This is a genomic window from Methanohalobium sp., from assembly GCF_018609725.1.
Lineage (GTDB): Archaea > Halobacteriota > Methanosarcinia > Methanosarcinales > Methanosarcinaceae > Methanohalobium.
Genome location: NZ_JAHENT010000061.1, coordinates 1 through 26137 on the forward strand (window position 1 = coordinate 1; position 26137 = coordinate 26137).

The 26137-nt window shown below is 37.2% G+C and carries 26 protein-coding genes and 1 tRNA gene; 13 read left to right on the top strand and 14 right to left on the bottom strand.

Annotated elements, in window-relative coordinates:
• Window positions 1-421 precede the first annotated feature (421 nt).
• From QZ276_RS03655 to QZ276_RS03675, 5 genes are all read left to right on the top strand, one after another.
• Entirely contained in the window at window positions 422-610 is a 189-nt protein-coding gene (locus QZ276_RS03655) for a ferredoxin (RefSeq protein WP_292485380.1), read from the top strand.
• A gap of 307 nt (window positions 611-917) precedes the next feature.
• Window positions 918-2015, top strand: coding sequence for a citrate/2-methylcitrate synthase (locus tag QZ276_RS03660; RefSeq protein WP_292485382.1), 1098 nt, complete (start codon window positions 918-920; stop codon window positions 2013-2015).
• A gap of 22 nt (window positions 2016-2037) precedes the next feature.
• Window positions 2038-4818, top strand: coding sequence for an aconitate hydratase AcnA (gene acnA / locus QZ276_RS03665; RefSeq protein ID WP_292485384.1), 2781 nt, complete (start codon window positions 2038-2040; stop codon window positions 4816-4818).
• Window positions 4819-5087: 269 nt separating this feature from the next.
• Window positions 5088-6284 carry a M20 family metallopeptidase gene (locus QZ276_RS03670; RefSeq protein WP_292485386.1) on the top strand — a complete coding sequence of 399 codons (1197 nt, stop codon included), beginning with the start codon at window positions 5088-5090 and terminating at the stop codon, window positions 6282-6284.
• Window positions 6281-6727 (top strand): GNAT family N-acetyltransferase, encoded by a 447-nt coding sequence (locus QZ276_RS03675; protein ID WP_292485388.1) that lies wholly within the window; start codon window positions 6281-6283, stop codon window positions 6725-6727. The genes QZ276_RS03670 and QZ276_RS03675 overlap by 4 nt, the downstream gene beginning before the upstream one ends.
• On the opposite strand, the gene QZ276_RS03680 is transcribed toward QZ276_RS03675, so the two are convergent.
• The 3 genes from QZ276_RS03680 to QZ276_RS03690 form a co-directional block, all read right to left on the bottom strand.
• Window positions 6721-8628 (bottom strand): glycoside hydrolase family 15 protein, encoded by a 1908-nt coding sequence (locus QZ276_RS03680; protein WP_292485390.1) that lies wholly within the window; start codon window positions 8626-8628, stop codon window positions 6721-6723. The two genes, QZ276_RS03675 and QZ276_RS03680, sit on opposite strands and share 7 nt — an antisense overlap.
• Window positions 8629-8715: 87 nt before the next feature.
• Window positions 8716-9168, bottom strand: a complete 453-nt coding sequence (locus QZ276_RS03685) for an N-acetyltransferase (RefSeq protein ID WP_292485392.1) — start codon at window positions 9166-9168, stop codon at window positions 8716-8718.
• Window positions 9169-9213: 45 nt separating this feature from the next.
• Window positions 9214-9288 (bottom strand) — tRNA-Arg (locus QZ276_RS03690).
• Between the two features lie 150 nt (window positions 9289-9438).
• Here QZ276_RS03690 and QZ276_RS03695 point away from each other — a divergent pair.
• The gene (locus tag QZ276_RS03695; protein WP_292485394.1) at window positions 9439-9891 is read left to right on the top strand and encodes a hypothetical protein; all 453 of its coding nucleotides are present in this window, start codon (window positions 9439-9441) and stop codon (window positions 9889-9891) included.
• 39 nt (window positions 9892-9930) lie between these two features.
• Window positions 9931-10572: a class I SAM-dependent methyltransferase gene (locus tag QZ276_RS03700; protein WP_292485397.1), complete on the top strand. Its 642-nt coding sequence runs from the start codon at window positions 9931-9933 to the stop codon at window positions 10570-10572.
• Window positions 10573-10579: 7 nt separating this feature from the next.
• Here the strand turns inward: QZ276_RS03700 and QZ276_RS03705 are convergent, their stop codons facing one another.
• Entirely contained in the window at window positions 10580-11947 is a 1368-nt protein-coding gene (locus tag QZ276_RS03705; protein ID WP_292485398.1) for a monomethylamine:corrinoid methyltransferase, read from the bottom strand.
• A 211-nt stretch (window positions 11948-12158) separates the two neighbouring features.
• Between QZ276_RS03705 and QZ276_RS03710 the strand changes: the two genes are divergently transcribed.
• The 4 genes from QZ276_RS03710 to QZ276_RS03725 all read left to right on the top strand — a co-directional run bounded on the left by QZ276_RS03710 (window position 12159) and on the right by QZ276_RS03725 (window position 15762).
• Window positions 12159-13271 (top strand): iron ABC transporter substrate-binding protein, encoded by a 1113-nt coding sequence (locus QZ276_RS03710; protein ID WP_292485399.1) that lies wholly within the window; start codon window positions 12159-12161, stop codon window positions 13269-13271.
• Window positions 13272-13342: 71 nt separating this feature from the next.
• Window positions 13343-14437 (top strand): iron ABC transporter permease, encoded by a 1095-nt coding sequence (locus QZ276_RS03715; protein ID WP_292485401.1) that lies wholly within the window; start codon window positions 13343-13345, stop codon window positions 14435-14437.
• A complete protein-coding gene (locus tag QZ276_RS03720; RefSeq protein ID WP_292485427.1) occupies window positions 14437-15189 on the top strand; it encodes an ABC transporter ATP-binding protein in 753 nt (250 codons plus the stop codon). Before QZ276_RS03715 ends, QZ276_RS03720 begins: the two co-directional genes overlap by 1 nt.
• A gap of 72 nt (window positions 15190-15261) precedes the next feature.
• Complete coding sequence (locus QZ276_RS03725; protein ID WP_292485403.1) at window positions 15262-15762, top strand: metal-dependent transcriptional regulator; 501 nt, start codon at window positions 15262-15264, stop codon at window positions 15760-15762.
• Window positions 15763-15770: 8 nt separating this feature from the next.
• On the opposite strand, the gene hdrB is transcribed toward QZ276_RS03725, so the two are convergent.
• The 10 genes from hdrB to QZ276_RS03775 form a co-directional block, all read right to left on the bottom strand.
• Window positions 15771-16676 (bottom strand): CoB--CoM heterodisulfide reductase subunit B, encoded by a 906-nt coding sequence (hdrB, locus tag QZ276_RS03730; RefSeq protein WP_292485406.1) that lies wholly within the window; start codon window positions 16674-16676, stop codon window positions 15771-15773.
• A 33-nt stretch (window positions 16677-16709) separates the two neighbouring features.
• A complete protein-coding gene (gene hdrC / locus QZ276_RS03735) occupies window positions 16710-17201 on the bottom strand; it encodes a CoB--CoM heterodisulfide reductase subunit C (protein WP_292485407.1) in 492 nt (163 codons plus the stop codon).
• A gap of 21 nt (window positions 17202-17222) precedes the next feature.
• Window positions 17223-17978, bottom strand: coding sequence for an NADPH-dependent F420 reductase (gene npdG, locus QZ276_RS03740; protein ID WP_292485409.1), 756 nt, complete (start codon window positions 17976-17978; stop codon window positions 17223-17225).
• Window positions 17945-19168 carry an RNA-guided endonuclease IscB gene (gene iscB, locus QZ276_RS03745; protein ID WP_292485411.1) on the bottom strand — a complete coding sequence of 408 codons (1224 nt, stop codon included), beginning with the start codon at window positions 19166-19168 and terminating at the stop codon, window positions 17945-17947. The genes npdG and iscB overlap by 34 nt, the downstream gene beginning before the upstream one ends.
• A 13-nt stretch (window positions 19169-19181) precedes the next feature.
• Window positions 19182-19403: a hypothetical protein gene (locus QZ276_RS03750; RefSeq protein WP_292485414.1), complete on the bottom strand. Its 222-nt coding sequence runs from the start codon at window positions 19401-19403 to the stop codon at window positions 19182-19184.
• A 144-nt stretch (window positions 19404-19547) separates the two neighbouring features.
• Window positions 19548-20285, bottom strand: a complete 738-nt coding sequence (locus QZ276_RS03755) for a hypothetical protein (protein WP_292485416.1) — start codon at window positions 20283-20285, stop codon at window positions 19548-19550.
• Window positions 20286-20300: 15 nt separating this feature from the next.
• Complete coding sequence (locus tag QZ276_RS03760; protein ID WP_292485428.1) at window positions 20301-21818, bottom strand: glutamate synthase-related protein; 1518 nt, start codon at window positions 21816-21818, stop codon at window positions 20301-20303.
• Window positions 21815-22942 carry a glutamine amidotransferase family protein gene (locus tag QZ276_RS03765; RefSeq protein WP_292485418.1) on the bottom strand — a complete coding sequence of 376 codons (1128 nt, stop codon included), beginning with the start codon at window positions 22940-22942 and terminating at the stop codon, window positions 21815-21817. The genes QZ276_RS03760 and QZ276_RS03765 overlap by 4 nt, the downstream gene beginning before the upstream one ends.
• Before the next feature lie 408 nt (window positions 22943-23350).
• Complete coding sequence (locus tag QZ276_RS03770; protein ID WP_292485420.1) at window positions 23351-24076, bottom strand: winged helix-turn-helix transcriptional regulator; 726 nt, start codon at window positions 24074-24076, stop codon at window positions 23351-23353.
• Window positions 24077-24085: 9 nt separating this feature from the next.
• Window positions 24086-24541, bottom strand: coding sequence for a hypothetical protein (locus QZ276_RS03775; protein WP_292485422.1), 456 nt, complete (start codon window positions 24539-24541; stop codon window positions 24086-24088).
• Window positions 24542-24743: 202 nt separating this feature from the next.
• Here QZ276_RS03775 and QZ276_RS03780 point away from each other — a divergent pair, with 202 nt between their 5' ends.
• Both QZ276_RS03780 and QZ276_RS03785 read left to right on the top strand, forming a co-directional pair.
• Window positions 24744-25520, top strand: coding sequence for a hypothetical protein (locus QZ276_RS03780; RefSeq protein ID WP_292485423.1), 777 nt, complete (start codon window positions 24744-24746; stop codon window positions 25518-25520).
• The gene (locus tag QZ276_RS03785) at window positions 25429-25959 is read left to right on the top strand and encodes a C39 family peptidase (RefSeq protein WP_292485425.1); all 531 of its coding nucleotides are present in this window, start codon (window positions 25429-25431) and stop codon (window positions 25957-25959) included. The genes QZ276_RS03780 and QZ276_RS03785 overlap by 92 nt, the downstream gene beginning before the upstream one ends.
• Window positions 25960-26137: the final 178 nt, after the last annotated feature.

The window sequence follows — 26137 nt, forward strand, 5'->3', positions numbered from 1 at the left end:
GGTCAACCTCTTCAAAGTTTCATAGGTCTGCTTATCAGCACGGAGATGATTCTTCTGGGTCAGATACATACATTAAATAATCGTTTAGCAAAATACTTATATTTTTTTGACTATTTATCATACCACGATGCTAAAGACATCGTGGTTTTCTTTACCTTTATAAAATTTAATTTCAAAGTGAGAATTCCATAGCAATCCAACCAAAAACCCTAAAGTAGGATATATAACCTTAAATTAATAAACCTGAATAAGCAGTGGACAAGTGGACAGTGTCCAATAATGGATGTATATTATTGATTCTAAATAAAACTCACCAAAACTTATATACAACATAAATGGTATAATGTTACTATACACAATCGTGAACTTATAATCATATTATAGTTATTAAGTTTAAACATTGTGGAGAGGAGTGTTATATATGACCGTAAAAGTAGACCATAACTTATGCAACGGCAATGGAGCATGTGTAGAAACATGTCCTGATGTATTTGAACTTCGAGAAAATGAAATGGGTCAGATGAAATCTTACGTTATATGTTCTGAATGTTGTAATGATTGTGAAACCTGTATAGATGTATGTCCTACTGGTGCCATATCATTAGTATAAACAAAGCAAAAATTTTCAGATTAAGTGATGCTTTAATTAATAACCAAAAATTTTTTATATTTTTACCTTTTTTTAAGACAAGGTAAATTTTTGGTTACTATTTTTATTATAAATTAATTTCATAAACTTCTTATTTTTGATGCTTCCATCTTAGAAATCAAATAATTAGGTTCAGTTAAGTATCCTGTTTGATAATAGTCAAATTTAAGGTTTTGTGCAACCACCCATTTTTTATTTAGATTTCTACAAATAATGTAAAATTATTATACTAAAATATATGATAATTATTACTAAAGGGGTTGCCCAATTGACAGAAATCAAAAAAGGACTTCAAGATGTTATAGCATTAGAAACCCGTATTTCTTGTATCGATGGTGAAAAAGGTATTCTAAAATACAGAAATTTCGATATCAACGAACTGGTTAACCTTTCATATGATTCAGTTTCATATCTTCTTTTAAACGGGGATATACCGAATAATACTGAACTGGATGATTTTTCCAGTAAATTAAAAAACGAGCGGGAAATAAATGAGAATCTAATCCAGACAATTAAAACTTGCAATTTTAATATAGAAGCAATGGATGCATTACGCACAGCCGTATCCCATATGTCACACTGTGATCTGGATTTAAACGATATATCACACGATGCAAATATACGTAAAGCTATCAAACTGATAGCCAGATTCCCTACAATTGTGGCTTCGTTCTCAAGAATCAAAACAGGTTATAATCCATTATCACCTGATTACAACCTTTCGCATGGTGCCAATTTTTTGTATATGCTTAGTGGTGAAAAGCCTGATGAACTCGAAGCAAAGGTCATGGAAAAAGACCTGATTCTTACTGCTGAACATGAATTAAATGCATCCACATTCTCATCCCGTGTAACCGCTTCAACGCTTTCTGACCTTCATTCTGCAATAATTTCAGGACTCGATACCCTAAAAGGTCCTTTACACGGCGGCGCCAGAATGGCTGTTATGAACATGTTGGACGAGGTATCCTCATCAAATGATGCTGAACAATATGTGATGGATTTAATACAAAACAATCAGAAAATAATGGGATTCGGTCACCGGGTATATAAGACCTATGACCCACGGTCAAATATATACAAAGACCTTGCAAAAAAACTGGCAGAAAATAAAGGGGATTCTACACTATACAATATAGCAGAAAGGATAGAAGATACGGTTATACAAGAATTAGTAGAAAAACAGAATAAACCGATTTACCCAAATGCCGATTTTTACTCAGGTGTTATATATAAATATCTTGGATTACATCCCAAGCTTGCAACTTCTGTGTTTGCCATAGGAAGAGTATCAGGCTGGATTGCTCACTGCCTCGAGCAATATTCAGATAACAGGCTCATAAGACCAAGAGCAAGGTCTATTTAACCAAATTCAAAAAGGTGAGACAATGGGTACAGACTACGACCCTTTTGAAGCTAAAGATTTTATCGATACAAATAACGAAAAAGTGGCAATATACCGTTTGAACAGACTGGAAGAACTTGGACTGGGAAACATCTCCAAACTACCAAACTCCATTAAAGTATTACTTGAATCGTTACTCAGAAATGTTGATGGGAAACTGGTTACCAAGGACGATGTTAAAGCACTTGCAGGGTGGAGTCCTGACAAAGTACCAGAACACGAAATCCCTTTTATACCATCAAGAGTTTTAATGCAGGATTTTACTGGTGTCCCTGCGGTTGTGGATATAGCAGCCATGAGGTCTGCCATGCAGAGAGAAGGAGGAGATTCATCAAGAATAAACCCTGAAGTTCCTGCAGACCTTGTGATAGACCATTCACTGCAGGTAGATTATTTTGGAACTACATATTCAAAAATGTACAATGAAGAAAAGGAGTTTGAACGCAATAAAGAACGCTATTCTCTTTTAAGATGGGCTCAGGAATCCTTCGACAATTTCCAGGTCGTCCCACCAGGAAAAGGTATTATACATCAGGTAAACCTTGAGCATCTTGCCCCTCTTGTGCATTTTAAGAACAGTAAAAACAAAAACGAAAAAATTGCTTATCCCGATACCCTTGTAGGTACTGATTCACATACCACCATGATAAATGGGCTTGGTGTCCTTGGATGGGGAGTTGGAGGTATAGAAGCTGAAGCTGTCATGATGGGACAGCCATATTATATGTCCATTCCTGAAGTTGTTGGATTTAAGTTGGACGGAGAACTACAGGAAGGTGTCACAGCCACAGACCTTGTACTTACTGTAACTCAAATGTTGAGAAAACATGGAGTTGTTGGTAAATTTGTTGAATTTTATGGACCCGGATTGGACAAATTAAGCCTTCCAGACCGTGCAACACTTGCCAATATGGCTCCTGAGTATGGAGCTACTATGGGCTATTTCCCGATTGATGAGGAAACTCTGGAATACCTGAAGCTTACTGGAAGAAGTGAAGAACATGTAAATATGGTTCGTAAATATACCAAAGAGCAGGGACTTTTTTTTGACCCACTTAACGATGAACCAATGTTTAACGATAAACTGGAACTTGATATGAGCACTGTAGAGCCCAGCATAGCAGGTCCAAAACGCCCCTATGACCGAATATCTATTGAAAATATGTCAGAGCATTTCCACAACCTCATGAAGCAAACCTTTGCAGAAAAAAGAGGTGAAAAAGATATACAGGAAAATGACCCTGACTATAATAGATGGCTTGAAGAAGGAGGTAATATAAGTAACGTAAACACTCAATCAGCTCATCATACCAGCTATATCAAATGCAGGGATTCATTTACCACCATAACTCATGGGGCAGTTGCAATTGCATCCATTACTTCCTGCACAAATACATCAAATCCATCTGTTTTAATAGGTGCTGGATTATTAGCCAAAAATGCAGTTGAAATGGGTCTTGATGTCAAACCCTATGTTAAGACAAGCCTTGCACCGGGTTCCAGAATCGTAACAGATTACCTTGATAAATCCGAACTTTTACCATATCTTGAAGCTCTCGGTTTCCATCTTGTTGGTTATGGATGTGCTACCTGTATAGGAAACAGTGGACCCATCAATGAAAGTGTAGAAAATGAGATAAAAGAAAAAGACCTCACTGTAGCGGCTGTTCTCAGCGGCAACAGGAATTTCGAAGGGCGGATAAACCCCTATATCAAAGCCAATTATCTTACATCACCAATGCTTGTCGTTGCCTATGCACTGGCTGGAACTGTGGATATTGACCTGAAAAACGAAGCACTGGGGTGTGATCCAAATGGATTGCCGATTTATTTGAAAGATATCTGGCCAACCCAGAATGAAATCAACCAGATTATAAAAAATACCATTGATTCTGACATGTTTGAAAGGGAATATTCACATGCCATGAAAGGTACAGAACTCTGGGACGACATGGATGTTCCACAAGGTGACCAGTACCATTGGAACCCTAACTCCTCCTATATACAGGAGCCGCCGTTTTTTAAAGACTTCCCCCATGAAATCCCAAAACTCAAGGATATTAAAGGCGCAAGGGTTCTGGCATATCTGGGGGACAACATAACAACAGACCATATCTCGCCTGCCGGAGATATTCCTGTTGACAGCCCTGCAGGACAGTATCTGCTCAATCAGGGTGTAAAAGAGGAGGATTTCAATACTTATGGTTCACGAAGAGGAAACCATGAAGTGATGATGAGAGGTACATTTGGAAATATACGCCTCAATAATAAACTGGTGGACAGAAACGGTGGATGGACATTGTATCATCCAACAGGGAAAGAAATGAGTATATACAATGCCGCCATGAATTACCAGGAAAACAATATACCTCTCATTGTGATGGCAGGTAAAGAATACGGTACAGGAAGTTCCAGAGATTGGGCAGCCAAAGGAACACAGTTGCTGGGTGTTAAAGCAGTAATCGCTGAATCCTTTGAAAGAATCCACCGCAGTAATCTTGTAGGAATGGGTGTTTTGCCTTTGCAGTTCAAAAAAGGAGAAAACACCGATACACTTGGATTAAAGGGTGATGAAACCTACGATATAAATGGAATAGAGAATCTAAAACCAAGCAGTGAAATAGAGGTTGTAGCCAGAACAGAAAACGGTGACAATACTACATTCAAAGCTGATGTCAGATTGGATTCTGACATAGAACTGGAATACTATCGAAACGGTGGAATTCTACACAAATTCCTAAGAGAAATTTTAAATGAAAATTAAAGCTGGATTACCAGCTTTTCTTTTTTTTGATTGTTGAAATATCTTAACCAGCAAAACTGTTTTACTGAGAAAAAACCATTTTAAAGATTACTTACTAAAATTTAGGAGTGCGGACTGGATAAATGTATCTGGAACAATACAGGAGACAAAGTATACCTCTATAACTCTAACGGAAACCTAATAGATACACAAAAGAAACATTAATTTGTGGTAACTTCTATATGCATTAAAACCGTATTTGTTTCAAAAAGCGACCTGAGGATATTTATTTGACACCGATTGAAGACTGGATTATCAACATCCGCCGTGAGTTACACCGTTATCCAGAACCAAGTTTTAAGGAATACAATACTCAACAAAAGATAATAGAAGTTCTTGACAATATAGGTATCGAATCAGAAAAAATCGCTGATACAGGTGTTATAGCTACCATAAAAGGTGATTTACCGGGTCCATGTTTAGCCCTGAGAGCTGATATGGATGCTCTTAAAGTTATCGAAGAGCAGACTGAACTAAACAGGGGCTATATATCACAAAATGAAGGTGTCATGCATGCCTGTGGACACGATGGTCATATGGCTATCGTACTGGGTGCTGCACGGTTATTGAATGAAATGCGAAAACAGATTCCCGGTAGTATAAAACTGATTTTCCAGCCTGCTGAAGAACAGCCCCCTGGCGGAGCATCCAAAATTATCAAAGAAGGTGGAATTGATGATGTGGATGCTATCGTTGGTCTCCATATATTCGGAGACATGGATTTTGGTAAAATCAAATTTAAACCCGGCTGTTTTATGGCAAGTTCAAATCGATTAAATCTTAGCATTTTTGGAAAGGGAGGACACCATTCAAACCCTCAGGATTGTATAGACCCGGTCTTTATATCTTCTGATTTTTTAAGTTCTATACATGATGAAATTCAAAAAAACATCAGTCCTTCAAGATATGTTTTGGGAATTGGAAAAATCGAGGGGGGAGAACAATTCAACCGGACTATGGACAGATTGGATATAATCGGGAGTTTCCGGACATTCCATGATGAAGATGTCGATATTATTGAATCTGTTATAAAACAAAAACTTGATAATTTGATGGATGCCTATTCTATAGAAGGTATTTCTGATGTCCCAAAATATAACCTTGATATCATTCGTGCCTATCCTGTATTAAATAATAATGATAAATTTACCAGTGCAGTCTATGAGTTACTAAAAAATAAACACCCAGAATTTGAAATCGATAAAAATGCCAAGCCATTATATGGTTCGGAAGACTTTGCATTTTATGTTAAAAACATTCCAGGATTTTATTTTACAATAGGGACAAAGAACATCCAGAAAAATGTTGTTGAAATCAACCATTCCAGTAAATTCGATATTGATGAAGAAGTACTTATAATTGGAGTTCGTATTCTTAAAACTATTACAATAGACTTTTTAAACAATCCTAAGGACTATATACAATGATTATCCAGGAATGCAAAAAGCATCAATATACCCAAGTAAAAAATCTGGTTCTGGAAATCCTCAATGAGCATGGTTTTGAATATGACCCAAAAAAGGATTATGACCTTGATGATATTGATAAATACTATCTAACCGATGGATATGTATTTTATATCGGAATTGCTGACGGTCAAATTGTAGGAACAGGGGCCCTGAAAAGGATTGATAATAACATATGTGAAATAAAACGGATGTATGTTAAGAAAAATTTTAGAAACAGAGGATATGGATTAAAACTTTTCAACGCGACTCTTGAATTTGCACAAAAACACTATAAAACTGCTACAATAAAAACCAATGTTAAATTAAAAAGAGCCATCAATCTGTATTTGAAAAATGGTTTTTTAATTACAGACCTTGATACAAAAAATAATATAGTGCATATGGTAAAACATTTTTATTGAAGCTTGCAGTAATTTTCACTTATCGCATTTAAATATTCATACACTGCAAGTACAAATGCACTATGTGACCACATAAGTGGCAATACGGATTTAAGAGAACCATTATTTGCCACCTGTTCCGCCATTAATCCTGTCGTTGGATGATTGTTATCAGCACACCAGTTTATAAGTTCCAGTGCTCTGTCAAGGTCTCCTATTGCTATATGCCATTGTGCCACCCAGAGAGTACAAATAATCCAGCTGTTCATATACCCCATGTAATTATCATCCACGTATCTGGCTATTCCACCGGAAGGACGTGATAATTCATATTCTATCGCTTTCATAGTGTTTACCACTCTTTCATCATCCGATGGAAGGATTCCGAAATACCAGACACCAAAAAGGGATGAATCGATGGTTGAATCATGAAGTGAGCGTTTAAAACGCTGTTTTTGCTCATCATAAAGGTATTCTATTATAGCATTTTTGACCTTTTTTGCTGATTTCAACCAGTATTCAAACTCTACATCATGTCCGAGTGCTTTTGCAATTTCTGCTGCACCATAAAGTCCTGCATATATAGTGCATGCACTGTAGGTATGCACACCTTTGCGTTCTTCCCATAGGTCAAAACTTGAAATCGGCAGTCCGCCAGAGTCAATAGAACTCGCCAGATAATTAGCAGCAGGAACTACTATAGACATGAAATATCTACCTATAGTCCAGACATTACGCGACATTAGCCAGTTGTTATAAAGAGCATAAAGAGGTAAACCGGTCTCATCAATCTGAATCATTGGAACAGGATGCCATGTACTGCCAAAATCCCCTGCAGGTGTATATTTGTGAAGGAAATAACCTTTTTCTGATATTACCTTCGAGTAGAAATCAAAAACTTCCAAACTCAAATTGTGGTATTTTGCACTGTCAAGAGCAATAACTGCCCATGAGGCATCACGAGGCCAGCAGTATGTATAATAATCAGCTCCGAACTGTTTTATATCAGTATCACATGATGCCATTATAGAACCATTTATATCCATATGGGATATGGTCGTAAGAAGACTGCGATAAAACATTCTTCTGATTTTATCAGGCAACTGATCCATTGCTCTGTATTCAGGAAATATAGTAAAACGTTCAATAAAAGAATTCCAGAAATTGAAAACTTTACGAAATAGAGAATTATCTTCCTGGTCTTTTATCCTGTTGTGTAGTTTAACTGTACTGGTATAATTCTTTCCGGTTACAATCCAGAAATGTATCTCTTTCGATTGACCGGGCTGTAGATTAGAGATAGTCCACCCTACAGTTGAATCCACTGACCCGTGTGCAACTACATTACCACTCAATACACCGTCATCTTCCATATCCTTCCATGTTCCTTCAAAACCATTCCATTCAGCATCCCCGACAGCCCATTGATCAAATTGAGGGGAACTGCTGTGGAGGAAATACCGGTTACGCTTGTAATGTATCAGGAAATCCCTGTCAACAACTGCGGTTTCTGCAAGTTTATCCTCAAGTATCCTGTAATTGTGTGTGGAAAAAAACCTCAGATTCCTTGATGTGTTAGATTTATTTTCTATTTCAAATATACGGTAAAAATAGTTAAGGGAAGGATGTATAGAATCATAGATATGGACTTTTAGACCCATATCAGGATTTTCAAAAAACGTTTCTCCTATATTGGATATGTAACCATCTAATAAATTATTTTTTTCAGTTACTTCTGTTTTTCCGGATGTACCAGGTTTTATAAAATCCCTTGAAAAACTTGATTTATATGTTTGTTCGAGGTTCCAGTTTTCGAGCCAGCTACACAGCTGTTTATCAAGGTCGCATACTCCGGTACGCATCGAATTGCCATGGTTTTCCAGACCTACATAAGGATAATATAGGTCTCTAATAACCCCCATTTCATCTTCACATACAAGGAATTGCCCGTTACTAAACACAAGAGGTCTGATGTTTTTCCCTCACTATTATACTGATAGTTTATAATATTATCTTAACTTTCTTACAAGAGGTATTTCATCACATTCTGGAAACTTGGGACATTTTATACATCCGTTCCAGATTTTATGTGGGAGTGATGATTTTTCAACTCTATTGAATTCTCTTTTTTCAAAGAATTCAGGTATACAGGTTAGAGTGAACACCGTTCCCACATCAAGTGCATGCTCATCTTCAAGACAGGTATTTAACAGTTCTGAGCCTATACCATTGTTTCGGTATTCAGGTTTTACAGCAAATGACAGTATTTCAGCAAGGTCTTCCCACATAACATGCAAAGCACAGCAGCCTATTACTTCCCCATCAGTTTCATATACATAAAAATCTCTGATGGATTCATAAAGTTCGCTATATGAGCGTGCAAGCATTAATCCTTCCCTTGCATAGCCATTAACCATATCTTTAATCGTTTTTACATCCTTAACTCTTGCTTTTCGAATCAAATCCTGCAATACCACCTTTATGATATGATTATTAAAGAATTAAAACGGGCGTGAAGGGATTTGAACCCTTGGTTTACAGCTTAGGAGGCTGTCGCCATGTCCTGACTAGGCCACACGCCCAGTTGAAAGGAATACAAAACTAATTTTTAAACCTGTTGGTTCTCTATCCAGCGATGTATCAAATTGGATAGAAATTATATAAAAGTTTGTTTAAATATAGCAGTAGTATTTAAATAAAAAACTGAGAATCCTATATAGGGGAGCAGTAAAATGAAAAGGGTTTTTCAAACAATTATGATAATTTTATCTATATCGGTTCTAAGTTTCTCGGGGTGTGTTGACACGACAAACAATCCTGACAACCGGTCAGAAAACAACAACTCAGATACAACAGAATACATCTACAAAACAGCCAATATAGAAAACATCAAAATCAACATACTTGAATCATTTCCTGTACAAGTAATAGTTGTGGCAGAAGGATATTTCCCAGATGGATGTACACAAATTCATGAAATTGAAAAAGATAAACAGGGAAACAATTTCAATATTACAATAACAACCAAACGTCCAAAAGACAAACTCTGTACCCAGCAGATTGTACCCTTTAAAGAAAACATATCTCTTGATGTTGAAGGTCTAAAAACAGGTGTTTATAATGTGAGTGTCAATGGAGTAAACGGCACTTTTGAGTTAACTATAGACAATGTCACTAAAAAATAATATTAGGGGATGGTTTGTATTTCAATTGATAAAGGATTATTGAATAAACAGTATGAACACTGGGAGAATGTTTACACAGAACACAGTGAAAAATTTGGTAATATGCCCAGTATTTTTGCCATGGAAGCCATCAAGTTATTAAAAAAGGAAAATAAAAACAGGATACTTGAGTTGGGTGGTGGTCAAGGAAGAGACACCATCAATTTTGCACAGAACGGTTTTAAAGTCGATGTGGTAGATTATACAAGAAAAGGTATTGAAATAATTAAAGAAAAAGCGAGATATCAGGGGTTATCCGGTTATATAAATCCTGTCCAGCATGATGTCAGAAACCCATTGCCCTTTGAAGACGAAACTTTTGATGGATGTTATTCCCACATGCTGTACTGCATGGCATTAACCACCTCAGAACTTCAATTTATCACAGATGAAATCTGGAGAGTTCTAAAACCCGGTGGTCTTAATATATATACTGTAAGAAACAAAAATGACATCAGATACGGAACGGGTATAAATCGGGGAGAAGACCTTTATGAGATAAAAGACGGTTTTATTGTACATTTTTTTGATAAAGATAAAATTAAACATCTCTCCAGAGGTTTTGAAATTGTAGACATTGATGAATTCGAAGAAGGGATTTTACCGAAAAAACTGTATCGGGTCATCCTCAAAAAAAGATAAAGGAAGATTATAATCCGCAATAATCTTCAATTTCTGATAATATACTTTTGTAAAGATTTATGTATTCATCTGTAGGTTTCATATCGTATTCGGAATTTACCACATAGCATTCATCAAAAGGTTTTCCTGTTGGTGGATTCGCGAACCTGTCTTTATATTTGGAATAGATTTTACCAACTATGTCATTAGCTTCTGAGAGGTTTAGATCTGTTGCCATATGGGCTATTTCAGCCATGAATCGGGATTCAAGACCTGTTGAGTGGTCAGCAGTTCCGCCACGTGCACCGACAGGACCTATAAGAATGTCTCTGCCACTAACAGTATCTGCTATTGCCTGTGCTGCAGTTTCATAAAACATCATATCTGTGCAGCAGCCTGCCTGATTCCAATAATATCTGGCTTTATAGTAATTCATATTACGTGAAAGAGCCATAGATGACAGACTGGATGACCAGATTATTTCTTTTGTAGATGAGGAGTTGGTATTTACATGTATGGCACCCGAAACATGGAAACTGGCACCGGTAACAATTTTTGCCTGTATGGTTTCTGCAACATCAACAATAGCAAGTCCTGGTGCAGATGCAATAGATGTTCCTCCGAAAATGGGACACTGACCTGAAAGGTAGTGGTTTCCATGCTCCTGATGATATATGGATTTATAAAATGTTTCATAATCAGTTTTCAATTCGTCCAGCTGGGAAACTTCCTGTGGATCATATTTTGAATATAATTCATCATCAGATACAAGCATATAAGCCTGCGAAATTGTAGGTGTTCCAGGACCCATCAAAGCAAGACCCTCTCTTCCTGCTATTTTAGTTGAAAGTTTTTCCAGTCTTGCTTCTTTCAATGCCGCATACATCTCAAACGGGCTTTTCGGTTTTATCCCTTTACCTTCCAGCTTATCAATCACACCGGCATAAATTCCCTGCACAAGTGGCTCTCTTGCAGAACTTAAATGAACGTTAAGAAAATTTTCTTCTGAAACTGTTCCACCCATTGGTCCTCCTATAATAACAGGCGGTGTTGAATCCACAGGACATCGTTCAGGTACAGATACTTTTTCTCTATATTTTCCGATTTCAAGTTCTTTGAGTGCATAAATCGATTTTAAGATTTCATCTTTATCAACCGGTATGGTTCTTTCAGTATCTATACAGTAAACACCTGTAGATGATAAAAGATCTATTCCCGCTTCAAAAACCGAATCTGCAAGTTCATCGTCATCCGGCACAAATGACTCATTATCATATTTAATATCGTATTCCTCTGCCAGCTCTTCAGCTTTCTGGAATACTTCCATATCATGCTTTTTCTCTTTTTTTTGTTCACCTTCAGTTGCTGCCTTAAGATAATTGTACAACTGCTTCATTAAATCACCCATATTTTATTCATTTTCAATTGTTTATATAATCACCACATTACAAATCTGTACTAATAATTTTGTTTTGTTAACGCTGTTCATACAAAGTCAAATATAGATGTCATTTAGTGTTACGAATAGATAAATTTATATGAATAAATAAGCATATCCAAAATAAAAATAATAACCATAATAAACCAGATGAAGTAGAGGAGATATGATGAAGAAATGGATAGTGTCAACAATGGTAATAATGATATTAATTATCTGTACAGGCCCCGGTTGTATAGATAATACCAGTGCAGGAAGTGAAACAGAGAATCCTAACACAGTAACAATTACAGACAGCCTTGGCAGAGAAGTAGAGGTGCCTGAAAACCCCGAACGAGTTGTGGCTCAGGGACCGGGAGCTCTTAGATATCAATGTTATCTCAATGCTCAAGATAAGGTAGTAGGTGTGGAAAGCATCGAATTAAGAGAAGATGAAAACAGACGCCCTTACAGGATAGCAAACCCTCAGTTGAAAAATAAACCCCTGATTGGTGAATACAGAGGTAATACTGATCCTGAAAAAATTGTTTCAGTAAATCCTGAAGTCATTTTCTGGACCTATGTAACTTCACCCGATGATGCAGATAAACTGCAACAAAAAACTGGTGTCCCTGTGGTTGCCCTCAATTATGGTACACTGGGAGTTCACCGTGATGAAATGTACAAGTCTCTCAGGATAATGGGTGATGTGTTGAATAAAGAAGAGAGGAGTGAAGATGTCATCCAGTTCTTTAATAAAACAATTAAGGATTTGAACAAACGGACGAATGATATTCCAGAAGATGAAAAAAGAAGTGTATACATAGGTGGTATCGCTTATAAAGGTCCACATGGTTACCAGTCAACAGAACCAGCGTATCCTCCATTTGAATTTGTTAACGCAAAGAATGTTGCCAGTGGTATGGGTACAGACCATGCTGATGCATCAAAGGAAGCTATTATAGAATGGGACCCTGATATACTATTTGTAGATTTGTCCACCTATGATGCACAGCCATCAGCTGTAGAGCAACTTAAAACCGACCCTAGCTACCGCTCACTTACAGCTGTAGAAGAGGGAGAAGTCTATGGAGTACTTCCATACAACTGGTACACCAAGAACTATGGTACAGTACTGGCAGACGCATACTATATAGGTACTGTGATTTATCCCGAAAGATTCAGTGATATCAATCCTGAAGAAAAAGCCAACGAAATCTACGAGTTCTTGGTATCAGAACCTGTATATAAGGATTTGGAAAATGGGTTTGGACGTGGTTATGGAAAAATCCCAGTTAACTGATAAGTTTTAACGCCCATTTTCCATTTTCCTTTCTAATTTTAAGTTTAATATTACTTTAGCAAGGTGTCAGGATGGATTTCATGGACAAAAAAATGGATATTAACAAAGATGTAGAAAGCATCCCCCTGAATTATAATAAATACGTCAAAAAGAAGATTATATTTATCCTGATATCTTTCCTGTTTCTTATAACAATATTCTTCTATTCAATATCAGTGGGTAATGCCAATGTCCCCTTGAATGATGTTTTCCGGGTTTTACTTGGTCAAAATATAGAGAATTCTTCTACTATTATTTGGAATATACGTCTCCCACGGGCACTTGCTGCAATTTCTGCTGGTGTGGGTCTATCAGTATCTGGTGTAGCCCTACAGTCCATATTACGAAACCCTCTCGGTTCACCCTACACACTTGGAATTTCCAATGCAGCTGCTTTTGGAGCCGCTTTTTCAGTGATAATACTTGGTGCGGGGTCCATGCATAGTACCGGAGCAGGTGCTGTAATTATTAACAACCCATATATAACTACAATTGTGGCTTTCCTCTGGTCTCTTGTTGCAACTTTCATGTTACTGGCAATATCAAAATATAAAGGCGCATCACCTGAGGTTATGATTCTTATAGGGGTTGCATTGTCGTCACTATTTACAGCAGGGACAATGTTTCTTCAGTACTTTGCCGATGATGTAGAGCTTGCAGCAGTAGTATTCTGGACTTTTGGAGATGTAGGGAGAGCGGACTGGGGAGAACTTGGTATCATAACTGCGGTAGTTGTCCCTGCAATGATTTATTTTATTCATAACAGATGGAATTACAACGCTATAGATGCCGGTGATGAAACTGCAAGAGGACTTGGTGTTAATGTTGAAAGGATAAGGCTCTGGGGTATGCTTCTAGCATCCTTTGTAACAGCTATTATAATATCATTCCTTGGAGTAATCGGGTTTATAGGATTAGTGTGTCCTCATATAGCACGCCGATTTATCGGAGATGAACAGCGTTTTCTTATACCTGCTTCCTGCATAACAGGTGGATTGCTTTTGCTGGCATCTGATACTGCAGCACGTTTGATGCTCTCACCTCATGTGTTGCCTGTTGCGATTCTCACTTCGTTTATGGGTGCTCCTCTGTTTATCTATCTACTGGTAAGGGGGTATAGGAATTGATAATGAATGTAGATAATCTGGAATTTAACTACAAATCAGGAAATGTTCTAAAAGATATCGGATTTGAATTGTATCATGGAGAAATACTTGCAATTCTAGGACCCAATGGAGTTGGTAAAACAACACTGCTTCGTTGTATTAACAACATCCTGTCTCCAAAAAAAGGAATAATAAAAGTTGAAGATGAAGATATCCTGTCGATGAAAAACGATGAGATTGCAAGACGTCTGGGATATGTGCCCCAGCGATCCGAAGTTGGAAGACTTACTGCTTTTGATGCAATCCTTCTTGGCAGGAAACCACATATGGGATTTCATGTAAAAGACAAAGATATCGGGATTGTTAATTCTGTTATTAATAAACTTGAACTTGAAAAGCTTTCTCTTCGGAATATAAATGAATTAAGTGGCGGAGAACTGCAAAAGGTTATGTTTGCAAGGGCCCTTGTGCAGGAACCGAAGGTATTGCTTCTTGATGAACCAACAAGCAGTCTTGACCTTAAAAATCAGCTTGGAATCCTTAAAACTGTAAGACAAACAGTGGATGAAAACCAGATATCTGCGGTTTTTACAATGCATGACCTAAACCTTGCACTACGTTTTGCAGACCGATATGTTCTTGTTAAAAACGGCAGGGTATTCAAGCACGGAGGAAGTGATATAATAACACCTGAAAACATAGAACAGGTCTATGAAGTAAAAGTTGATGTGGAATACATAAATGGTTACTATTTTGTTATACCCATTGATTAATAACAATACTTTTATATAAAATCCCAGCAATTATCCAAATATAATTCGGATATCCAAAAATTGTTGGTTAATATGACAACTGAAAGAACTGAAGATTATTTAAAAACTATAGAAGCTGTGGTCTCCAAAAAGGGGTATGCACAGGTTAAAGATGTTTCTGCAGCACTTGGCACCAGTCCATCAAGTGTCACTGGAATGTTTCAGAAATTAAAAAATGATGGATATATCAATTACGAAAAATATGGTGGAGTTACACTTACCTTTAAAGGTAAAAACATCGCCCAAAACACGAAAGCAAAATATGGGGTCGTGAAAGATTTTCTTACAGTACTTGGAGTGGACGGCAATACGGCTGATGAAGATGCATGCAGAATTGAACATGTGTTAACTGACGATACTATCGATGTATTGACTAAATTTGTGGAATTTATCCATCATTCTGATGAATATCCTTTATGGCTGGACCATTTCAAACGTTTCTATGAAACAGGAGAATATATAAATTGTAGTCCAGCAACAAAGAAGAATTTTCCTGTACACGGGAATACAAAAAATAAACAATCTGATAAATAAACAGATATTTATTGCTCAGTTATGGTTTCTTCCAGTTTATCAAGAAATGTTTGGTTTTTTACGTAGTTGAGGTTTATTCCAAGTTCTGCAGGAGTGTAACCGAAAGCCAGACCAAGTAACTGTGTGTAGTGCAAAACAGGTATTTCATAATCTATTCCAAATTTCTCCCCCAGTTCCGCCTGACCGGAGTCAAGTTGCATGTGGCAGAACGGGCATGCGTTAACTATGCAATCCACACCCCTGTTTTTTATCTGTGAAAGCTTGTGGTTTGTTATATCAAGAGCTTTATCATGGAGTGCAGAACGAACACCTCCTCCTGCACCACAGCATTCCATTTTATCAGGATAATCCAAACTCGATGCACCGGTTGATTCAATCAATTCATCGAAAAATTCAGGTCTTTCCACATTCCCCAGATTCCTTTCTCCTGATGGTTTAATAAGATGACATCCATAATGCAGTGCTACATTAAAATTTAGAGGATATTCTACCCTTTCATTGATATCCTCTGGTCCAAATTCCCTGTAAAGATATTCAATAATATGCCTGATTTTTATAGTTCCCCTTAACTCTTTGTTGATTTGTTTAAGGTGCTGGTTTGTTTCTTCCTTTAATTTTTCACTGTTTTTGAGTTTATTATTTGCATCAGCAAGTGACCCATAACATCCATTGCATATGGTTAATATATCCCTTTCCAGTTCCTCAGATATAGATATATTTCTGCCTGCGATTGCAAGCCATGTACTCCTGTCAAACGACCTGAATACCCCGGGTGCTGGACAGCACGATGCATTGGGGAGGTCTATCCAGTCAATTTCCAGCTTGTCAAGGCAGAGTTTGGTAGCTTTTTCTATGCCTGGATATCGGTTTGGAATGATACATCCAAGAAAAAGTGACAGTTTATCAGGGTTCATATATCTACACAATATCATGTATGAAATAATAAATTATTCCTTTTTAGATACAAGTTCATCGAATTTACAGGATTTTAAGATGATTTTAACATCATCCAATGCCTTAGGATGTTTAGATACAGTTTCAGGAAGAGAATCCAACCCCAGTTGTTCACGTTTTTGTTTTGTTTCTTCATTAATAGGCACAGCGTGACCAGTCTCAAGCAACAGGTGACTTACTTTCCTGTGTTCTGAAAGCATTGTACCTTCACGAACTGCTACAGTACGAATTTTGTAAATGCCATCAACGATTTTTATACCTCTGGGACATCTTTCCTGGCATGTATAACATGTAGTACACATCCAGAGGTCTTTATCAGTTAGTATATTTTTATCGTTGGTGTAGGCTTTTTTAATGATTTTTCTTATATTTAAGCTCATCTGGCGTCCAGAAGGACAGCTGCCACTGCACACACCACACTGCATACATTTGAGTATATCAACACCTGTTTTTTTGAGTTCTTCAGAAAGATCTGATTCAGGCATTTTGGTCACCAAATATCTAATTCAGGAGAAATTAACACCCAAATCTTTTAAGTTGTTCATAATAGCAAGGTTGAGTAGCAGGGGTGTTATGGATTCTACAGTATTTGATACTGCCAAAGGACCTCCATAAAGTGGGCGAAGACAATTCATTTCTTTTGTAAGGTCAATAATCATTTGCTTTGCTTCATCATCATCAGCACAGATTACGGCATCATATCCAAGGTCACAGCTTGTATCTTTCAGTTTACATGAAGGTATATTATGATAAACTGACACCACTTTGGTTGAATCGGGAACCGATTCCTGAATTGCAAGTGCTGCTGAACCCTGCTTTGGAGGTGTATATTCAAAATGGTCTCCTACTTTTTTCATGGGGACAATAGGAGTTACCAATATTTTATTCTCAAGTTCGCTATATATGGATTCAAGTGTTTTAAATACATGTTTATAAGGCACAGCAAGCACTATCAAATCTGCAACATTGGACGCGTCCTGGTTACCCATCCCTCTGATTTCTACTTTTGAAGTGTCGCAACCAAGGCTTTTCATTTCTGAAAGATATCTTTCAGCCGCCTCAACAGCTTTTTCAGGTTTCCTTGAACCAATAATTATCTCATTTTTTTGAGCCCAGCGGATTGAAAGCCCTTCACCTAAATGTCCTGTTCCTCCGATTATTGCAATTTTCATCCAATTGGTCGCAGGAGACTCCCTGCGAGAGCTGGGAGAGGAATGCGACCTATTTTTTAAATCTGTATTTGTTGGGTTAGTGTTGTGCATCTTGCTGAGATTCTCCTACAGTTTTTCTTAACGTTTGGGTTTTTCTTGGAAGTATTTCCGAATATATCCATGATGCTGAAGTTACCTGATGTTCTTTTCCCTTTGACGAATCCGGAAACATCTGGAGTTTCGATGAAATCGAATTTCTTCAATCCGTGGAGTTTTCCTGTTGGGATTTTCTTCTCGGATCTAACACCTTTAGTTTGCTGATAGTCACCTTTATTGACGTGTTCTTTATAATACACTAGATTAGATAGTTGTAAATTCGGGTTATTCTCATCACAGCAGATTGCTACTGCATCGTTGTAGTGGGTTTTTTCCAGTTTTAGTTTCTGTTCTCTCTTGAACTTGGTTATGTACCCGAAAGTTTCCTGAAACTTCCAATTAAGCTTTCTTATCTGCGACCTGACAATACCCATCTCAGTCGGATGTTTCGTGTTAGATGGATTTTTGTTTATACTGAACTCACCTTTGTGCAGTTTGCTGTGACAGGTTTCGCAGAGAGTGATTAGATTGTCAGGTCTGTCAGTACCACCTTTACTTCTGAATATGATGTGGTGACATTCTAATTTCGGATCTTTTGATTTGTTCTTGCATTTTTGACAGGTATAGTCATCTCTGTGCAATACATAGGTTCTAATGTTGTAGTATCCTTTCAGGTCACCATTCTGGTAACCTGTACCAGAAACATTTGGATTCGTGATTTTGTGTATGTCAAATGAAGTAGTTTCTACTATCCATTTCTTGACAGGTAGAATGGATTCAACGAATCTTCTTTCTCTTTCGTGGGACTGCACTTTGCTCTTGATGGATGGTGCAATCCTTTTTTCTTTCTTGGAGTTACCTCTGTTGTTGAATCTCGGCTTTCTGTATCTTGTCTTTCTGTATCTTCTGTTCATCCTGTGATCAGCTCTATCTTTCATCTTTTTGGATACATCATCTCTCAATTTGATTTCTGACTGGTACATGACTTCGTCGTTAGCAACAGCTGCACATCCGATGTATTTAGAACCGGAATCCATTCCGGCAATTAATGGCTGGGTGTACTCAGTTGTTTCGTAGAGTAGTTTGATAGTGAATGGAGTTCTTCTGACGACCTTGGCTTTGCCGGATTTCAGCAATCTTCTGGCTTTAGCTGGTCTTGTGGGCATTAGAGGTTTTTTATTTTTGCTTAATACATAAACATGCATTTGTAATTCCTCCTCATGGGAGTTGTGCGTAGGTCAGGACTGCCGGGTTCAATCCTGATTTCCGACTTCCTCTCGACCAGATTACCGGAGGTTTAAAAGTACAGTAACTGTTCCTACCCCAACGGGACTGTTTAAACTGCATTCTCAGAGCAAGGGACTGAGGCGGCATCCCAGGGTGACTATTGGTGTATTCTCCGGTATCGTCTACTGGACTTTTTTCTATTATGATTGACATGTTTAACCCGTATCCAGTGGTCTGGTCAACCAGGAACTTGCTTTATGAAAACAAGCTCCTTCCTCAAACTGAAGCATTCGCTTCAGTTAGGGAGGGGTAGTTGACTGTAAGCCTCATCAATACTATCAAATATTCCCAAAGATTTCAGTATACATATAAATTCTCATATGGTCTACTGGATAATGGAAGTAGCTTAATAAAAGACTTACTCATGATTTCATCAACATCAAATCCAAAATCTTGGCTATATTCGGTAAGATATTGTCTTAGTATCCTTCTATCTTCTTCATCAATATCAAGTTTTTTTACTTCCTTACCGAGTGTATCATTCTCAACATCACCCCGAATATAGATGACTCCACCATGCATCCCTGTACCCAGATAATCCCCTGTTATTATTTCACTATCACTACCAATACCAAGCAGGATAAATATACCACCTGCCATGTATTCACCAAGAAAATCTCTGGCAGTACCACCGCTTATGATTACAGGTATCTGGGACTTATATTCTTTCATATGAATACCAGCACGATAACCTACATCACCTTTTATAAACAGTTTTCCACCACGCATTCCATAGCCTACAACATCACCCACATTTCCATGGACTGTTATTTTACCCATGTTCATGGTGTTTGCTATCATATCCTGTGCATTACCATTAATTGTAAGCGTGGGACCGTTCATAAATACTGCACAATCACTTCCGGGTGTACCGTTTACCGTGATATTTACAGCCTTGTTTATACCTGTGCCCAGATAACGTTGACCGTTGAGGTTATCAAGTATAAATTCAGTTTCTCCGCTTTCTGCCTCATCCTGAATGATTTTGTTTAGGTGTCTATAATATAAATTCTTACAATCGATTCTTTTTACCATCTATATTCACCCTGATTATTGTCCGACACCTGCAGATTTAATTCCGAGTAATTCCAGCGTCTTTTCATCAAGTTCATAACCTCGCAGACGTTCACGATTACCTCGAAGTGATTCTATAGAATTAACTCCAAGTGAACCAAGGATTTCTTTCAATTCAAAACTCCATCCAGACAACAGGTTGGTAAGTTTCTGAGCTGCTGTTTCGGGGTCAAGTCTTTTAACAAGTTCAGGTTTTTGGGTGGCTATACCCCATGCACAGTTACCGGTATAACATCTCTGACATACACTGCAACCCATTGCTATAAGTGCCGCAGTACCGATTACTACTGCATCAGCACCCAGTGCAACGGCTTTTGCAATATCAGCACTACTTCTTATACTTCCTGCACAAAGGATGGATGCCCTGTTCCTTATCCCTTCATCACGAAGACGCTGGTCAACAGTAGCAAGTGCAAGTTCGATGGGTATACCGACATTGTCCCTAATGACCATTGGAGATGCTCCACTGCCCCCGCGATATCCATCGATTGTAAGAACATCTGCTCCGGCTCGTACGACTCCACTGGCAATCGCTGCTACATTATGGACTGCGGATATTTTTACACCAACTGGTTTTTCGTAATTTGTTGCTTCTTTAAGGGCATAGATAAGCTGTGAAAGGTCTTCTATTGAATATATATCATGGTGTGGAGCAGGCGACAATACATCAGTACCTGATGGTATCATCCGGGTTTTTGATATCTCTTCACCTACCTTTTCCCCAGGTAGATGACCTCCTATACCGGGTTTAGCTCCCTGACCTATTTTTATTTCAATCATTGAACAGGTATTTAGGTATTCATTATGCACACCAAACCTTCCGGAAGCCACCTGTACCATTATATTATCAGAATATTGATAGAGGTCTTCATGGAGACCGCCTTCACCAGTATTCATAAGAGTTCCTGATTTTTTGGCAGCCATTGCAAGAGCTTTGTGGGCATTCAAACTTACTGCTCCATATGACATTGCAGCAAACACAACCGGTACATCCAGTTTCACTTGTGGCTGCAATTCTGTAGCAAGTTCAATTTCACCTTCTTTATTTTCTACAAATTCCAGATTATCCGGTTTCTTTCCAAGATATGTACGTAATTCCATAGGTTCTCTTAAAGGGTCTATAGATGGATTTGTTACCTGACAGGCATCGATTAACAGATGATCCCAGATAATTTTATGGGGCCTGGGGTTACCCATACCTGACAGAAGTATTCCTCCAAATTCGGCCTGTTTTTGAATGTTGCTGGTGGTTTCCGGTGTCCAGTTGGCATTACCCCTGTTAGCCCACTGATAATTGGTTATAGTTATTGCATTGTCAGGACATTTGGATACACACCTGTAGCATGCAACACATTTGCTATCATCAGGGATGACTCTGTCATCACCGAATTCAAGAGCTCCAAAACTGCAGTTATTGACACATATTCCGCATTTTCTACATCTTGCAGAATCAATAGAAACTTTAAATTCAGGAGGTATGGATGCCACGATTATTCTACCTCCTCATACAATTCACCTATTACAGGAGTACCAGCTTTTGGACTCCAAACTGTGTCAGGATTTGGTTCGATTTCTCTAATTGCTGATTCTTCAGATGACATGTAGAGCATATTATCTTTTCTGGCACAGGTCATGGGTCGTAGCTTAATTCTGTCATTAAATCCGACTATACCCCTGCTATGTCCTAATACTATACTATAAGGGCCGTTTAAAAGGGCGCTACCATAAACCTGTCTGATAGCTGTTATTATTTTTCTTTCACGTTCGGGCATTTTGTCTATATTTTTCCAGAAAGGTGCTGAAAGTGCACTTATTGCTGTTTTAATTGGAATATTATGGCGTCTTACAAGTAAATCGAACATGTAGGCGACAACTTCAGTATCCGTTTTCAGTTCCATTCTATAACCAAACGGCTCAAGGTAGCGTTTATTGATACCATAGGATGATATTTCGCCATTGTGAACAATTGACCAGTCCAAAAGACCAAATGGATGTGCACCTCCCCACCATCCTGGTGTATTGGTGGGAAATCTGCCATGTGCAGTCCATATATAAGCTTTGTATTCATCCAGATTATAAAAGGCTGCAATGTCTTCCGGATACCCGAGTCCCTTAAAAATCCCCATATTTTTTCCTGAAGATGCTACAAATGCCCCTTCTATTTTGGAGTTGATTTCCATTACTTTTTCAAAAACATATTCACTTTCTGAAACAAATTGGGTTCTATTTCCAGGTACATCTACAAAGTATCTCCAGAGTACGGGTGATTCTGTTATTGGGTTCATGCCATATTCGATGTTTATACCTGAGGTGTCTTCCTCATAAACTGCACCCGGTCTAGTTGGTATCTCTTCATCATGAACGATATAAAAATGGTCTTTCAGATAATTTTCAAAAACTCCCTTTGCTTCAAAACTGTTAAACATCATGTGAAAAGCATATTGCTCTGCATAACGTGGATAGATACCATAAGCTGCAAAACCGCCTCCCAATCCGTTTGAACGGTCATGCATTAGAGCTATCGACTTAGTAATAGCCCTTCCATCTATACGTTTACCGGATTCACTCATCATCGCTGAGATGGAACATCCAGAAGGTATATAGCAGCTGGACTTCATTAATTAATTCTACCTCTTTGTAATTTTTATTAGTTAAATTAATCAGTTTAACAAAATACAGTATTATTTTAAAATACCCACTGTAACTTTTATTGTTTCCAAACTCCCAGTTAAATTCTGGTAATGTTAGATGTTATTTGTTTTGGTTGTTTTGCTTTAAAGTAACCGGTAACCTATTGTTGACTTTATAATATATAAAAGTTTTTGTTTTAGAGGCTTTGACCAAAAACCCCTATATTTTTTGTGCAAAATAACTACTTTTTGTGTATTGCTATAAGGAATCAGGTTTCTTTTTGATGTACTATTTGCACAAAAAAATCGCCAAATGAATAACCCTGATACATAGCCTTCAAATCTAATTTTAGACCTGATAAAAAGTTTAGTCTGGTGTCATTTGACTCTAAATGATTATAATGACCTAATAAGGTCATCATGAACATCCTGCTCAATATAAGGATTCAAAAAATATTTTTTGTACTTCCCATTGCTTTCAAAAGTAATTATATCATCATTGTGGAATTTCTTAATATGCCAGTTTATGGTTCCTTTGCTCAATGAAAGTTTATGTGAAAGTTCCTGATTAGTTATACCGGGTTGTTCTTTTATCGATTTCAACAGCTGTTTACTTGTTTCATTTTTAAGATGTGGAATAATTGTTTTTTCGATATTATTGAAAGTATCTGAATTTTGGATAGCCAGTGTGTATTTGTCTGATTTTATCAACCTGATTTTTTCCATGGTTTCGAGCAGTCTTACATGATATCTCACGGTACCCCTGCTTATATCCAGATTACTTGATATGTCAGCTATACTACAACCAGGATTGTTAACTATATAATTATAGATTCTTTTGCGGTTCTTATTGCTGAACAGGTCTTTTATTATACTCAGTATAAACGGTAGCAGTTTAACTCCGCTCAAAAAAGTAATTATAACTCCCAATATATAAGACACCTGTACTCTCAGTGGTAATTCCCAAAATGTATGCGTTCCACCTGCACCACTGGTATCTACATTTTCGGATTTCTCAATTTCATCCTCGTCATAAGGTGTTACTTCATATCCTCCTTCTTCTGCAAGTGTTGAAGTGGAGAATATAAGAATAAAAATTAAAAACAGGATAATCTTTCGCATAGTATCATATCAGATTGTATAGTCTTCTGTACCATCAACCTGTTGTCCATACACTTCATATTCCCAACAACCAGAAGCCAATCCATTTGAATTATCAATTTTAAGATTTATCCTGCCGTCAACAGTCCCGTCATCACTGTCATAATAAGGTCCTAGTTTATGTCCATCAGCAGTATGAATAGTGAGTTTCAATGAATCATCCACGTCTCCCCAATTCAGGTCAACATTTAAAGCAGTAGAACCATCTTCTACATATTTGTAGTTCCAGTTAGTTTCTCCCTGTGAAATTGAATCAGAGATTGTCATAATACCTACATTGGTTTCGGTGTCCTCTGCTGGTGTAACAATATAACCATCTTCTTTTGTTATAATTGATTCATTATCTCCATTTGTCGTTGCAGTAGCAAACGATACAGTTAACAACAAGACGAATGTGAGTATACATATCTTCCTAAACAATTTCATCACTCCCGCAAATTAATCTGTTAATAAAACAAATAAAATTCACTTTATTTATTTTTTCTGACCATTCCATCAAACTGAGTATCTAATAGCTCGTAACAGTTTGACGGTTTGGTTATAAATTTTTTATAATGTAAAGCATTAGATTGGCATGTGAACATCAAATAAAGATGTTCAACAAAAGCCGATTTAAAAGGGGGAAAATATGAAAGCGAAGTTGAGTACATTGTTAATGGTAATGGTATTAATAAGTATGGCATTTGTACCAGTTACAAGTGCACAACCTGATGAACATTCCAAAGTTAAGTATAATGTAAGCAAAGATAAAGCTCTTGAACATGCACAAGCACATATGGTTGACTTAGTTGCAACAAATACACAAAAAGTTGAAAACTGGAAAGAAGCAACCATAAGTAATGATCCGCTAGAACTTTATGATATAAATGATAAAAAATTGTACTATCTTTTTTCGGTGTATAATGATACATCAATGGTAGGTAGAATAAAAGTAGCTGCAAATAAAACATTAGGACATTCTGTCAAAACATTTAATTTTGACCCTAAACCAATTGAAGCTGACAGAGCCAAAGATAAATCAATTGCAATAGCAAATAAAAAATATCCAAAAGGTGACATAAAGTCAACTAAAATGGTTGTGTACAGTTATCACAAAATAGGATCGATGACTTTAATAACAGATAAATCCACAGGAGATAAACATCGGATATTTGTGGATGCATATACACTTGATGTGATTTCTGATAAGACTCCTACTAAAACAGAATCTGAAGTTTGGTCAACGTATGGACAGATTCCAAAAGAAGATGTGGTCAAAAATGTAAACAAATGGTATGATAGTAATAATCTCACAAAAACCATAAAACAGGAGTTTGACACTAGAGGTATCGATATTAGTAAACCTATTTCTACGAATAATCTTAAAGAATCAATTTGTCACATCATCAGGTTTAACCGAACTTGATGTTCCACTTTATGGACAAGAAAAGGATTATTATTGTGCCCCAGCAAGTGGACAAATGATAGCATCATATTACAATAAAGACCAAACCCAAGACTATATTTATGGTATAATGGATGAAGGTGATGGAGGAGGGGTTAGTTATTCTTCCCAGGTGAATTATTACAGAGCTACAAACGGATGTGATAAACCAGGTTCTGACGATGTAGATCCATCTTTTGCGACTGTTGTATCTGAAATTGATGCTGGAAGACCTATGGTTAGTGGAATAGATACATCGTTGGGCAATCCTCATGTACGAGTCTGCCGAGGATATACAACTACAATGTATGGCCTAAGATACCTTTCTATAAATGATCCATGGCCAGTAGGTGATGGTGACCAATATTTAGAAAATTGGGGAACTACCAATCACGTAACTGATATAATTGTGAAAGATTGATATATTTAATCTTATTCATTTTTTTAGAATAGGGGTGTGTGATGAAAAAAGTCAAATCAAAAATTGTCAATATGCTATTATTGTTTCTTATACTTTCGATAGCTATGACAATATACCATATTGACTCAACTTATCTTAAACCAAATAAAATACCAGGGTACTATATTGCATTTGAAGA

Excerpts from the sequence above, each read along its gene's own strand:
- QZ276_RS03655 (WP_292485380.1), top strand. The coding sequence starts at position 422 with ATGACCGTAAAAGTAGACCATAACTTATGCAACGGCAATGGAGCATGT.
- acnA (WP_292485384.1), top strand. The coding sequence starts at position 2,038 with ATGGGTACAGACTACGACCCTTTTGAAGCTAAAGATTTTATCGATACA.
- QZ276_RS03675 (WP_292485388.1), top strand. The coding sequence starts at position 6,281 with ATGATTATCCAGGAATGCAAAAAGCATCAATATACCCAAGTAAAAAAT.
- QZ276_RS03680 (WP_292485390.1), bottom strand. The coding sequence starts at position 8,628 with ATGGGGGTTATTAGAGACCTATATTATCCTTATGTAGGTCTGGAAAAC.
- QZ276_RS03695 (WP_292485394.1), top strand. The coding sequence starts at position 9,439 with ATGAAAAGGGTTTTTCAAACAATTATGATAATTTTATCTATATCGGTT.
- QZ276_RS03705 (WP_292485398.1), bottom strand. The coding sequence starts at position 11,947 with ATGAAGCAGTTGTACAATTATCTTAAGGCAGCAACTGAAGGTGAACAA.
- QZ276_RS03710 (WP_292485399.1), top strand. The coding sequence starts at position 12,159 with ATGAAGAAATGGATAGTGTCAACAATGGTAATAATGATATTAATTATC.
- QZ276_RS03715 (WP_292485401.1), top strand. The coding sequence starts at position 13,343 with ATGGATTTCATGGACAAAAAAATGGATATTAACAAAGATGTAGAAAGC.
- QZ276_RS03725 (WP_292485403.1), top strand. The coding sequence starts at position 15,262 with ATGACAACTGAAAGAACTGAAGATTATTTAAAAACTATAGAAGCTGTG.
- hdrB (WP_292485406.1), bottom strand. The coding sequence starts at position 16,676 with ATGAACCCTGATAAACTGTCACTTTTTCTTGGATGTATCATTCCAAAC.
- hdrC (WP_292485407.1), bottom strand. The coding sequence starts at position 17,201 with ATGCCTGAATCAGATCTTTCTGAAGAACTCAAAAAAACAGGTGTTGAT.
- npdG (WP_292485409.1), bottom strand. The coding sequence starts at position 17,978 with ATGCACAACACTAACCCAACAAATACAGATTTAAAAAATAGGTCGCAT.
- iscB (WP_292485411.1), bottom strand. The coding sequence starts at position 19,168 with ATGCATGTTTATGTATTAAGCAAAAATAAAAAACCTCTAATGCCCACA.
- QZ276_RS03750 (WP_292485414.1), bottom strand. The coding sequence starts at position 19,403 with ATGTCAATCATAATAGAAAAAAGTCCAGTAGACGATACCGGAGAATAC.
- QZ276_RS03755 (WP_292485416.1), bottom strand. The coding sequence starts at position 20,285 with ATGGTAAAAAGAATCGATTGTAAGAATTTATATTATAGACACCTAAAC.
- QZ276_RS03765 (WP_292485418.1), bottom strand. The coding sequence starts at position 22,942 with ATGAAGTCCAGCTGCTATATACCTTCTGGATGTTCCATCTCAGCGATG.
- QZ276_RS03770 (WP_292485420.1), bottom strand. The coding sequence starts at position 24,076 with ATGCGAAAGATTATCCTGTTTTTAATTTTTATTCTTATATTCTCCACT.
- QZ276_RS03775 (WP_292485422.1), bottom strand. The coding sequence starts at position 24,541 with ATGAAATTGTTTAGGAAGATATGTATACTCACATTCGTCTTGTTGTTA.
- QZ276_RS03780 (WP_292485423.1), top strand. The coding sequence starts at position 24,744 with ATGAAAGCGAAGTTGAGTACATTGTTAATGGTAATGGTATTAATAAGT.